Genomic DNA, 12,146 nt, shown 5'->3' on the forward strand with positions numbered 1-12,146 from the left:
TAACACAGAAGCTGGCCGGGACTAGGAGGTGTAGACGGCGGGCCCCAGCTCGACGTCCGCGCCAGACGCGGCACCATAATTCCAAATACTTAGGCGTCTGCGGTGGTGGCCCACGCGTTGCAATTACATGCTCCATGGAAGCTGGTAAGCCCTTGGCAAATGCGCCGCTCGGTCGGCGGCTGCTGCCACGCATGGTCGCGTGGTCGGTGATGGCGCAGGCGGGATGCCTAACGCCGGCGAGCGATCCGGCGGCCTACGAATGGGTTGATCCCGACGGCGACAAGGCCCTCGGCGTGCCCGCGTGGCTCGAGGTTCGCGAGCTACATTTTCGCTTCAGCGTGCCGGGCGACACGTATCTCTACGAGAGCCTCTTGGTCGATGTTTACACCGACATGCAGACGCAGATCGAGTTCAACGCGACGCCGCGCAAGTTAACTATTGTCGCGCCGCTCGTGATCGACGTCTTGGGTCCCATCAATGAGGGGCTCACGCGCGTCGAGTACGATTTTGCCACCGGCGAGGTTGCCGTCACGTTCTCGACCAGCGATGTCGGGTGGGACTGGCAGACCGTCATCAAGGATTCGCTGCAGGACGGCGTTGCCAGCGCCATCGCTGGTACCCGCATGGCTAAGCTAGGCTACAACCCCTCGCTCGACCCCAATATCGCCGAGACGCTCTCGTCGGTCGCAGGCGGCATGTTTGGTGGCGCGACGAGCGGCCGCTCGACGCCGTTCGATATGACCCTCGCCAATCAGCTTGGCGTGCGCGCAAGTTTTTTTGTTAAGGAAGAAAAATCGATCATCGAGAGCGCTGGCAATGGCATTTTGCTATTTAAAGGCAACGTCATCGAGCTCGAGTCGGATAACGATTTTCAGTGGCCCGAGGGCAGCAACTTGCAGGCGCTTATGGACGCGAGTGGGACCGAGGAATTAGTCGCCGCGTTGGGCGTCGAGGATCTGACGCTCCGCTCGTTTGGGCTTGATGCCACCGGAGACCCCGCACCGCACACAGGCTTTCAAGTCATCTCTAAGGGCAAGCCCGTGGCGCATCTGCAAGACGTGCGCATCATCGGTGATGTGCTCGAGCTGAGGACCTGGTTCCTCGCCGGCGCCGCGCGAGATTCGGCGGTGATCGAGAAGGCGTTCCTCGGGCTCTTTTTCGGCCTCGATCCACAGACGGCAGAGGCACGCGCGGACAAGCGCGCGGGCATCGTAAAGGGCCTCGTCTCCGACAAGCTGGAAAATGGGCTCAGCGTCGCGTTGCGGCGCCTGGTCTACAAGCATCGCGCCGTCATTGGCGGCATCGATTTGCCGCGCGTGCTAGGGATGTCGCCGCCGCCGCCGCGCGTGGACCCTTAGCCCGTCATTTAGTGTAGACTTGCGCCGCATGGCGGCCGAACCAATCGCGGTAATCGTCAACCCCCATTCGCAGGGCGGGGGGCTTGGCAAAAAGTGGTTCGCGTTGTCGGCGCAGCTGCGGCGCCATGTTGCCTTTGACGCCCATCTCACGCAGCGGCCGGGTCATGCCACCGAGCTCGCGCGCCAGGCATTGGCGGCGGGCGCGCAGACCATCGTTGCGGTCGGCGGCGACGGCACCATCAACGAGGTTGCCAATGGTTTTTTTAAGGATGGCGCGCCACAACACCCGGCTGCGAGCCTCGCCATCCTGCCGCTCGGCACGGGCGGCGATTTTCGTCGTTCGCTTGGCCTCGGCACAGAATTTGACGCCGCCTGCCGCGTGCTCGCCGCGGGCAAGACGCGCGCGCTCGACGTCGGGCTGCTGCGCTACGCCCTCGCCGGGGGCGGCACCGCGTCGCGCATCTTTGTCAACGTCGCCTCATTTGGCGTTTCGGGCCTGGTGGTGTCAATGGTCAACAACTCGGGCAAGAAGTTAGGTGGCCGCCTGACGTTTATGTTGGCGAGCCTGCGCGCGAGCATGCAATACGAAAACCAGCGCGTCCGCCTGCGCTTTGACGAGGATGAGACCACGGCGGTCGACGTCACCCTCAACGTGTGCGCGATAGCCAATGGTCGCTATTTCGGTGGCGGCATGATGATCGCGCCGGCGGCCGAGCTAGATGATGGAAGATTCGACGTCGTCACGCTCGGTGATTTATCGTTTGGCGAGACCTTGGGCCTAACCACGAAGATTTACGCGGGCACGCATTTGCAGCACAAGAAGGCGGCGTCGCGGCGGGCGCGCGTGGTGGAGGCCGAGCCGGTCAGCCCCGGACAGGTGTTGGCGCTCGATATCGACGGTGAGGGCGATGGGCAATTGCCGGCGCGCTTTGCGGTGGTGGCGCAGGCGCTCAAGGTTGTCGTACCGTAGCCGTAACCTGGTGCTCATAGACCCTCATGCTACGCGTCATCTATGCCAATTCGCTTGAGCTGCTGACCGCGGTGCTCGGCGAGGCGATGCCGCATGGCGATCCCTTTGCCAAGACCGAGATCGTCGTGTCGCATCCCATCGTCGGACGGTGGCTCATGCTGCGGCTGGCGCAGCAACACGGCGGCGTGGCGGGCGTCACGACGTCGCTGCTTGACAAGTTCGCGTTGCAAACCGCGATGGCGCAGGCCTCGCTGCCGCTGGCGCCCTTGTCGCGCACCGCGCTGACCTCGCTCATCGCGAGCGAACTCGCGCAGGATGCCGCGCTGGCTGGGGCGCTGCGCCTGGATGGCGATGGCCGGATCGCTTCGCGTCGCCGCGTCGAGATGGCGGAGACGCTGGCGTCGTTGCTCTTGCAGTATGCCCGCACGCGCCCGGCCTGGCTCGACGCCTGGGGTGATGGCGATTTGGCCGCGGGCCTGGATGCGACGACGGAGGCACTGGCGTGGCAGCCGCGGCTCTATCGCGCGATCATGGCGCGCGCGCAACGCGGGCTGCGCGCGCGCGGCGGCGATGTGTTGCCCGTGATGGCGCCGCGCGCGTTGCGCGCCGTTGCCAAGCGTCATAAGGCGATTTCTGTCGAGACATCGCCGCTGCATGTGATCGGCTTTTCCTATCTCGCGGTTTCGGATCTGGAAACGCTAAAGATTATCTCGATGCATCGGCCGGTGACCATGTATCAGCTCAATCCCAGCGCCGATTATTGGCTCGACACGCCACGCCGCACCGGTGAATTTGCCAAACAGCGCGCGTTTGCGCCCGACGAGGCGGCGGGTGCGAGCCTGCGCCTGTGGGCGACGCCGGTGCGCGACACGCTCGCGTGGTTGCTCGAGCATGCCGATGAGGTCGATGGCATTTTCGCGCTGCCGACGGCGACGCTGGACAATGCGTTTCTGCGTTGGCAGCAACGCATCTTGGCCCCAAGCAGCGAGACGCCGATGTCGGCGGTCACGCTCGACGGCAGCCTGCAGCTGCACGCCTGCCCCTCACCGCTGCGCGAACTCGAGGTCGCGCTCGATGGCTTGCTGGCGCGCCTGGCGGCCGATGAAGGCTGCGCGCTGACCGACGTCGCCTTGCTCATCGCGGGGGCTAATGCCCAGCAATATCTCGCCTTGGCGCCGTTCGTGTTCGCGACGCGCGGCGGGGTGCCTATGGTCGTCGCGGACGGCACGCCTGCCGAGGGAAGGGCGATGGCGGACGGGCTCGTGCAGCTGCTGCAGCTCGCGCAAGCGCCGGTGACAAAGTCGTCGCTCCTGGCCGTCATGTGCCATGAAGGCCTTACGCTGGCAACTTCGGAGCAGCGCTTGGCGTGGCCGGAATTGGCAGAGCGCTTGGGTATTTTTGTCGGGGTAGACAACGCCGATGTAGCTGAGACGTATTTAGAGGGCAGCGGCGCGGGGCATTGGGACCAAGGCTTGGCACGGTTGTCGCTTGCGGCGTTTATGTCGGGCCCTGCGCTGGGCGACTTGCGCGCGGCGGATGTCAACGATGCGGCGTGGCTCCCGGCGGATTGGGCGACGAGTTCGCCCGAGGTTGCGGCTGAGTTTATTGCGGCGGCTCGGCGGGTCCTCGACGATCGCCAAACGTTGGCGACGGCCGCCATGCCTCTGGCGCGGTGGTGCGATCGCGTGTGGCAACTCGCCGACAAGTATGGCGCAGGTAAATCCGAAGAGGTGACGCGCGACCGGCTTGCGGTGCACGCGGCGCTCGAGACGCTGCGCGCAACGGATTTTGATGATCGCGACGTCGATGTCGCCGAGTTTGCACTGCGGCTCGCCAGCGCGACGAAGCAGGGCGGCGCCGTGCACGCCGCAAGGCTCTTTTGCGATGGCATTTACGTCGGCTTGCTGTCGACGATGAGGCCGTTGCCGTTTCGCCACGTCGCCGTGGTGGGATTGGCGGATCAGGCCTTTCCGCAGCCCTCGCAGACCAGCCCGCTCGATCTGCGCGCCCTACGCCGGCGCGGCGACGTAACGACACACGAGCGCGATCGCCAGGCTTTTTTCGATACGCTCTTGGCAACGCGGGCAACCGCCGATCTATGTTATCTCGCGCGCGCGCCAAGCGATGGCACGCCGCTTGAGCCCTCGCCAGTGCTTGCCGAGCTGGCGCGAACCTTGGTGCCGGGCGTGGGCGTGAGTGACGCGCTCGCGGCGCTCACCGTGACACATCCGCTGTATGCGTGGGACGACGCGATGCTGCCAGGAGCTGCGTCGGTTGCAAGCGCACGCGCGTTTGCGGCACCGGCGCGGCTGCCCTCGCTGCCGCCGGCGTCGGCGTGGCGCGACGTATTTGGCATGGTTGCGCGTGTGCCAAGCCCGCCGCGGCTGCCGCAAAAAATCTCGATCTCGTCGCTGCGAAAGTTTCTCGAGCGGCCGGCCGACGGCTGGGCGCAAGTGGCGCTGGGCCTGGCGCAACAAGAGGAAGCGCCGCTTGCCGCGCATGTTGCCGATACCGAGGCATTTCGCGCCAGCGGACTCGATGCAGCGGTCGCGGTGCGCGAGGCCTTGGTGGCGTGTTGGCAGGCACGGCGCTTTTCGCGCCAGGCGATCGACGACGCGCTTGCCGCGGCAATTGCCAAACGCCAGCTCACGGGCCAATGGCCCTTGGCGCGCCTCGGCGCGGCGCAGGCCGCGCAGTGGGCGAGTTATCTAGAACGGTGGTTGGCGCTGCCGCAGTTGCGCGCCGAGCAGAGCGTGCGGCGGTGGCGCTTCGGCGCGGCTATGGCGACGGCCCAAGCGGGCATGTTGCCGGCGGCGTTGCGGCTTGATCTCAACGTGGCGGGCACGGCGCATCAGCTTGAAATAGTCGGCACGTCGGAATGCGTCGGCGAGCATGCGGGCGCTACGTTGCTGCACACCAAGGCCGAACCTGATGACCTGCGGGCGTGGTTGCGATTGGGACTGGATCGCGTGGTATGCGCGGCTGCGGGCGTCAGCAGCAACCCTCACGTCGAGGCGACGATGCTGCTGCGGCCGGCGTTGGCGGATCTTGGCCTCGAAACTGCGGTGTGGTTTCAAACCGCGGCGCTGCCGACGTGGACCCAGGGCGCCGCGCAAGGCTATCTGCGGCGCCTACTCGAAGAATTGTTGGGTGCGGCACATGCGTATCGCATCGATTTAAAAAAGCCGCTAACGCCGGTGGAGGAGCCACCAAAGTACGCCGCAGAGTTTCTCGACGACAGCGAATTTGGTCCGCCCGCGGACTTGGCTGACTTGGTGGCGAGGCGCTATGCCCCGCTGCTGACGGCGACGCAGTGGACGGCGTGCACCGAAACCACGCGCAAGAAAGCGGCGGCCGACAAAGCCCCTGCCAAGCCCAAAGCGGACGCTAGCGTCCAGGGCAAGCCCACGGCCAAAGGCGGCAAAAAAGTAAAAGGAGGCGGCGATGCCTCCTGAGACACTACCGATCGTCGTGGCCTCGCGCCACCGCTTCGTCGTCGTCGAGGCGGCCGCGGGCACCGGCAAGACATATTTCCTCGAGCGCAAGTTCATCGATCTCATCGTGCACGACGGCGCGCGCGTCGATCAGGTCGTGGTGGTGACGTTTACTGAAAAGGCCACCGCCGAGCTGCGCGGGCGCATACGCAATTTGCTCGCCGATTTGCTTGAGCAGGCGGCGCCGACGTCGGAGGCCGGGGAGCGCTTGCACGCCGCCTATCGCGATTTCGATCGCGCGGCGATCAGTACCATTCATGGATTTTGCCAGCGCGTGCTGCGCAAGCACCAACCGGGTTTTGTCAGCGCTGACAACACCAACGCCGATATTCGGCAAATCGTCGCCCACGCGTTTCCCGTGGTGTTGCGGCGGTTGCTGCGCGACGATGAGGCCCTGGCGGCTTGGGTCTGCCAGCACGATGCGGACGATCTGCAAGCGCTGGTCGGGCGAGCCTGCGCCGCGGCGCTCGAAGGGCGCAGGCAGGCGATCATTACCACTGGCGGGCTTGATGCCCTGGTGGCGACGCTGTTGCCGCCGATGCTCGAAGAGATCGAAGCCGTCAAAATGCGCGGACGGTGGTTCGATTTTCAAGATTTGCTGCGCGGCGCCGCCGATTTGGTTGGGGCTGCCGATGGCGTGGTTGCGGCCGCGATTCGCGCCGCCACGCCATGGGCGTTAATCGACGAATTTCAGGATACCGATGCGCTGCAGTGGCGCATCCTCTCCGCGATCTGGATGCACCCAGGCGCTTGCGGACTCACCGTGGTTGGCGATCCTAAGCAGGCGATCTATGGCTTTCGCGGCGCCAACCTCGCAGTCTATCAGCAGGCGTGCCATGCCTTGCGCGAAGCAGGCGGCGTGACGTTGCCGCTAGCCGACAACTATCGATCGTCGAAGGCGGCCGTCGCGGCCTACAATCAATTGTTTGCTAGCGGCTTTTTTTCGCATCTCGACTATGCGCCGGTAGCCGCCAAGGCCGACGCCACCGTGGGCTTGTATGCGCAAGGCCGCGCGCTCTCGCCCTTGGTGCTATGGAATACCGACGACTGGGACGTGCGCAAAACACAAGCCCTCGGCGCGGTGGTGCGCGAGATTTCGTGGTTGTGCGGGCGAGGCGACGCGGCGGCAGACCCCACCGACGCAGCGCCACGGTTGCGTGACGGCACCAGCGAGCGCGCGCTGCGATACTCAGACATCATGATCTTGGCGCCAAACAATCGCATTCTTGCCGAGACCGCGGCGCAGCTGCGCGAGGCGGGCATCCCGGTGTCGATCCGCGGCCGGCAATCGGTTTTTAGCACGCCGGAGGCCGCGGCGCTGGCCACCTTGCTAACGGCAATCGCCTCGCCTCGCGATCGCAGCGCCATGTTGCGCGCGCTGCGCACCATGTTTATTCCGCCGGGCGACGTCTACCTCGTCGACGAGCGCGATCCGTGCGCTGGTTGGTTGGCGAGGTGGAGCTCCCTGGCGCGGCGGCGGCGCTTTGCCGATATGTTTAGCGACATCTTGGCGACGTCCAAGGTAACCGAGCGGCTGATCATCGGCGAAGGAGGCACCCGCGCGGTGGCCAACTTGCGTCAGCTAATTGAGGCGTGTCTCGAGTTTGTCGCGAGCGGCCCTTTCGGCATCGCGGAGCTCGCGGCGCACGTCGTCACGTTGTGCGACGACGACGAAGACACCGAGAGCGCACATGGCCTGCGCATCGATCTCGATGGCGAAGCGGTACGCCTGATGACGTGCCACACCGCCAAGGGCCTCGAGGCGCCGGTTGTCATGGTGCTGTCATTTCAGCGCGCGGCCAAGGCGGCTCGCGGCATCGTGCCATTCGAGCGCGACGCGCAGCTGTGGTTTACGTTGGCGCGCAAAGATGCCGGCGATGGCGAGGGCAAGGCGCTAGCGGCGCTCAGTGCGAAGCAGGAAAGCGAACGCTTGGCATATGTGGCGTTGACGCGGGCCAAGGTGCGCACCTATGTGCTGGGGCCCATGCGGCTTAAAACCGGCGGCTTGGTCAATGACCACTTCTACATGCCGATCTGGCGCAGCCTGGAGGCGGCAAGGCTTGGCGACGCGCAATGCGAGGTCATGGCCTTGCCTCCGCCAGCTGATATGGCGGCCTCAGCGCCGAAAGCAGTTACCAACGACGCCGTGCTCGCTGAGCCACCGCCCCTGGTTGATTTGGCGCCGACGCGCTCATGGCAAGGCCACGCACGCGGCATCAAGGTGGTGTCGTATTCGTCGCTCAAGTGGCGCGACGATCTAGCGGCGGCGAGCGCCGAGACGGGTGAAGCCACGCGACATTTGGGAGATGAAGTTGGCGAGGACGATTCGCCCGTGATGTCGCCGCTGCCCGCAGACGCGTTGCCCGCGGGTCGCGAGACGGGCCTGTTCTTGCATCGGCTGCTCGAGCTGGCGCCGTTGCCCGCGCGCGATGAGGCCTTCGAGGCGTGGGCCGACGCATCGGCGACGCAGGCGGGCCTCGCCACCGCGAGCGGCGAATTTGGCCTCGCGTCGGCACATCATGCGCAGGCGCTGCGCCTCGCGTTTAACGCGCTCATGCAGCCGCTCGCGCTTGGCAGGGCGCCAACCCCGCTTGCGCGCGCCGACAAGCTCGCGCGCGAGCTGGCGTTTATGACGCCCTTGCAGCCTGCGGCCGCGCGCTCCGATATGATGGTCGGTGTGCTCGACGTCTTATGCGAAGTCGAGGGGCGCCTGTGGGTGATCGACTACAAGAGCGATGTCGCCGCTGGCGCGGATCTGCCCGCCGCCGCGTCGCATGTTGCGACTCACTACGGCTGGCAGAAAATGATTTACACCTTGGCCATGCTGCGTCTCGCGCGTGTCAGTGACGAGGCGACTTTTGCACAGCGGTTTGGCGGCATCGGCTTTTTGTTTTTGCGCAGCGGGCTGTTTGTCGCGGAGACGCCGAGCTGGCGCGAGGTAACGCAGTGGCAAGCTCGGCTGGCGCAGCAATTGGAGGCCGCGTGGTAAAAGCTCCCTTGTCGCCTTTTGAGGCCGCGCTCGCTGGTTATGAGCTCGACGGTGCTAGCGTCACGCTCGCGTGTGAACTTGCTCGCCTTGAGCCAGAAGACACAGATCAACCCGCGGCGGCGTGCTTGGCGTTGGCCGTGCTGCTGGCGCAGCGATCGGGACACACGCGACAGCCGCTGAGCGAGCAGGCGGTGCGGCAAGCAATCTTTGGCGCGCGCGAGCATGGCTTGCCTGCGGCCGTGAATGCCGCGATTGCAGCGGCCGTTGCGTATGCCACGCGGGCGCAGCGCACGCTGGTCAGCCACGAGGGCGCGAGCGCGCGACGCCCATTTGTCGTCGCCGGCGGTTATCTCTATGCGCAGCGCAACCATTGGCTAGAGGCGAGCCTTGGCGCACGTTTGCTGCAGCAGCGTCAGCGCGCCGATCGCGATGGCACACTCGATGCCACGTCACCGGCGTGGCAGGCGATCATACGCGGCGGCGAGTTTGCGCTGTCGGACGAACAAGCAGCGGCGGTGGCGCTCGCGTTGCGGCGGCCGCTGCTCGCGATCAGCGGTGGGCCCGGCACCGGCAAGACCGCCATCATCACGGCTATGTTGCGCACCTGGGCCGCCAATGGCGTCAGCCGAGTCGCGCTGGCGGCCCCGACCGGCAAGGCCGCCAACCGCATGCAAACCGTCATTGCTGCGCAATTGGCGCGCCTATCGCCGCGTCTGGCGAGCGATGAGCTGCTCTGCGAACAGCCGCCGGCCGCACAAACGCTGCATCGTTTGCTCGGGTTTCAGGTCGCGCGCCAAACGTTTCGCCACGGCGAAGACGAGCCACTACCTTACGATCTCGTCGTCGTCGACGAGGCCTCCATGATCGATGGCGTCATGATGGAGCGGCTGGTGCGTAGCCTCGGTGACACCACCTCGCTGGTGTTGCTAGGCGATGTCGATCAATTGCCGTCGGTCGGGGCAGGGCGGTGTTTTGCCGATATCTGCCGCTGGGGCGCCCAGGTTGCCGCCGCGTCGGCAGGCGAGTCGCCGCTGGTTGTATCGCTGACCAAGAGCTTCCGCATGAATCCGGCCGATCCTCACGGCAGCCAGGTGTATCGCGCGGCGCAGGCAATTCGCAGCGGCAATGCTGGTGCAATCGCAGACTTGCCGCAACGCAAGATCGCCGAGCTCGCGTGGGCCGGCGCCGAATGGGTACAGACAAGCGACGATACGGCGCCCGCGCTCGCCGCCTGCGACGCGTGGTGGATGCGCCTGCAAGCTTCGTTTTCAGGCTTGGTTGGCTTGGCGCGGCGCGAATACGCCTACGACGCCGCGGCCTGGGGCGACGGCGATGTCGCGGCGTTGACTTCATTGTTCGCGGGCCTGGATGGCTCGCGCATTCTCACCGCGACGCGCGGCGGCGCACTTGGCGCGCTCAGCATCAACGCGCGCTTGCACGAGCGCATGCGCTTGCTAACAACGTCACCAGGCGGCGAGCCGTGGGGCGCTCAGCGCGCTGCCGAGTTCTTGCCCGGCGAACCCGTGCTATTTGCCACCAACAACTATGAGCTCGGGCTCTACAACGGCGACGCCGGCGTCGTGGTGCGGGTGCGCGACGGCAGCGGCGAGCAACGCTATGCCGCGGTGTTTCCCGTCGGCGACGCCTACGTGCCCTTTGCGCTCGACGCCGTGCGCGGCCACATGGAACTCGATTGGGCGCTCACCACGCACAAGGCGCAAGGCTCAGAATACGACGGCATCATGCTGGTGCTGCCCGCTGAGCCTTCGCCGGTCGCAACGCGCGAGCTGGTCTACACCGCGCTCACCCGCGCTCGGCGCTCGGCCGTTATCGTCGCGACGCCCGACGCCCTGTCACGCGCGTTAGCGCAAGCCACTAGTCGCGAGACCGGCCTGCTCGCCGCCATCGAAGCATCGTGCCCGCACGAGCTGCTCCTCAACGGCGCCTGCGTCGCTTGCGGCAGCACGTCGATCGATCCGGTCGCTGCGTCGAACAAGCCCGTTACGCTCATCGCGCCACAAACCCTCGTGCGCCGGCGCTGAGCGTCGATCTAGGGTCACTCTCGCCTCCCGATTAGCCTGTAATTACTGGATGTTAGACCCGGTGCTGCGTAGTTACGTTCGCTTGAACGTGATCACGCAGTAGCCTAGTGAAGCACTTGAAATAGCAGTTAAATTTCGGGACGAGAGTGACCCTTACTTTCAAGAATGAATCAGATATTGAACAATTGGCAGATGCCATGATCGCTGTGGTGATTGGCCACGAAGCCTCCCATTTGTGGCGACGTGATGCGGATAACACCGGCGTGTTTACCAGCGTATTTGCCGAATCGCGCGCCAAAGAAAAGGCAGCAGATACCATCGGCTTCAAAATAGCCGAGGCCGCGGGGTTTCGGCCAGAAGGTGAATACTTACTCCATGTCTATCTCGCAGGTGATGAGATCAAAAATAAAGGTAGAATCAAGGCCGCAGACACGCACCCCACCATCAAAGCTCGCGCCGAGAAGGCGTATTCGCGGATGCACGTAAGCCTCAAGCAGCGCGGCCTGACCCCACTGGTGCCGCTGCCCGAGCCTGGTATCATCGACAAGCAAAACAACAGCGTGACAGCCAAGCTTCGTCGCGTATTTATGACCCTACGCAAACAACTCCCAATTTAGCAGCAGCCTACGTCATGTCTGCCGCCCTCTGCGAGGCCCCCATAAGGTGGGCGGCATGATTTAAGGCCTTAGAAATCCCTTTTTGGCGGCCTCTGGTTATTGTCGCGCCAGCGTCGCAGTCGCGCGGCGCGCTAGGAGGACTACATCATGGTCAAACCGTTTTTACGTTTTGCAGGCATCCTGCCTGCGCTGCTTGTTTCAGGGATTGCTGGCGCGGTTGGCTGCCAGGATGAACCCGCAGGACCGGCGGTGCCGCTAACTCAGCTCGAACAGGACATCCAGCAAATCCAAGCGTACCTCGACGATAACCAACTCAGCGCCGAGTCGACGCCATCGGGTTTGCATTACATCATCGAGACTCCTGGAATGGGCGGGCATCCGACCGTCGAGGACGAGGTGACGGTATATTACAAGGGGTACTATCTCGACCTCGAGGTGTTTGATGAGACCGATGGCAGTCCTGTGACCTTTCCCTTGGGCAACGTCATCGCTGGGTGGCAGGAAGGCGTTCCACTGCTGCAGAAGGGCGGCAAGGGGGTGTTGTTGCTCCCTTCGTCGTTGGCTTATGGCGACGCGCCACCCGACGGAGTGCGCAGCAATGCGGTCATGGTTTTTGACGTAGAGCTGGTCGACTTCTAAGTGTGACCACATGCGGCGTGGCAGCACGCCTGTTGCG

The 12,146-nt window shown here is 64.8% G+C and carries 7 protein-coding genes; all 7 read left to right on the plus strand.

Annotated elements, in window-relative coordinates; translation table 11 throughout:
- The first annotated feature begins 134 nt into the window (after positions 1 to 134).
- The 7 genes from IPL79_16950 to IPL79_16980 all read left to right on the plus strand — a co-directional run bounded on the left by IPL79_16950 (position 135) and on the right by IPL79_16980 (position 12,109).
- On the plus strand, positions 135 to 1,358 hold the full coding sequence (locus IPL79_16950) for a hypothetical protein (protein ID MBK9072666.1): 1,224 nt from the start codon (positions 135 to 137) through the stop codon (positions 1,356 to 1,358).
- Between the two features lie 28 nt (positions 1,359 to 1,386).
- The gene (locus IPL79_16955; GenBank protein MBK9072667.1) at positions 1,387 to 2,328 is read left to right on the plus strand and encodes a diacylglycerol kinase family lipid kinase; all 942 of its coding nucleotides are present in this window, start codon (positions 1,387 to 1,389) and stop codon (positions 2,326 to 2,328) included.
- A 26-nt stretch (positions 2,329 to 2,354) separates the two neighbouring features.
- Positions 2,355 to 5,783, plus strand: a complete 3,429-nt coding sequence (locus tag IPL79_16960) for an exodeoxyribonuclease V subunit gamma (protein ID MBK9072668.1) — start codon at positions 2,355 to 2,357, stop codon at positions 5,781 to 5,783.
- Positions 5,773 to 8,811 (plus strand): UvrD-helicase domain-containing protein, encoded by a 3,039-nt coding sequence (locus tag IPL79_16965; protein MBK9072669.1) that lies wholly within the window; start codon positions 5,773 to 5,775, stop codon positions 8,809 to 8,811. Before IPL79_16960 ends, IPL79_16965 begins: the two co-directional genes overlap by 11 nt.
- Positions 8,805 to 10,853, plus strand: a complete 2,049-nt coding sequence (recD, locus tag IPL79_16970; GenBank protein MBK9072670.1) for an exodeoxyribonuclease V subunit alpha — start codon at positions 8,805 to 8,807, stop codon at positions 10,851 to 10,853. Before IPL79_16965 ends, recD begins: the two co-directional genes overlap by 7 nt.
- 146 nt (positions 10,854 to 10,999) lie before the next feature.
- Positions 11,000 to 11,470 (plus strand): M48 family metalloprotease, encoded by a 471-nt coding sequence (locus IPL79_16975; GenBank protein ID MBK9072671.1) that lies wholly within the window; start codon positions 11,000 to 11,002, stop codon positions 11,468 to 11,470.
- A 147-nt stretch (positions 11,471 to 11,617) separates the two neighbouring features.
- A complete protein-coding gene (locus IPL79_16980) occupies positions 11,618 to 12,109 on the plus strand; it encodes an FKBP-type peptidyl-prolyl cis-trans isomerase (protein ID MBK9072672.1) in 492 nt (163 codons plus the stop codon).
- Positions 12,110 to 12,146: the final 37 nt, after the last annotated feature.

This window comes from Myxococcales bacterium, assembly GCA_016716835.1.
Classification (GTDB): Bacteria; Myxococcota_A; Polyangia; order Haliangiales; family Haliangiaceae; genus JADJUW01.

Coding starts and splice junctions, on each gene's coding strand:
- IPL79_16950 (MBK9072666.1), top strand. CDS start 135: ATGGAAGCTGGTAAGCCCTTGGCAAATGCGCCGCTCGGTCGGCGGCTG.
- IPL79_16955 (MBK9072667.1), top strand. CDS start 1,387: ATGGCGGCCGAACCAATCGCGGTAATCGTCAACCCCCATTCGCAGGGC.
- IPL79_16960 (MBK9072668.1), top strand. CDS start 2,355: ATGCTACGCGTCATCTATGCCAATTCGCTTGAGCTGCTGACCGCGGTG.
- IPL79_16965 (MBK9072669.1), top strand. CDS start 5,773: ATGCCTCCTGAGACACTACCGATCGTCGTGGCCTCGCGCCACCGCTTC.
- IPL79_16980 (MBK9072672.1), top strand. CDS start 11,618: ATGGTCAAACCGTTTTTACGTTTTGCAGGCATCCTGCCTGCGCTGCTT.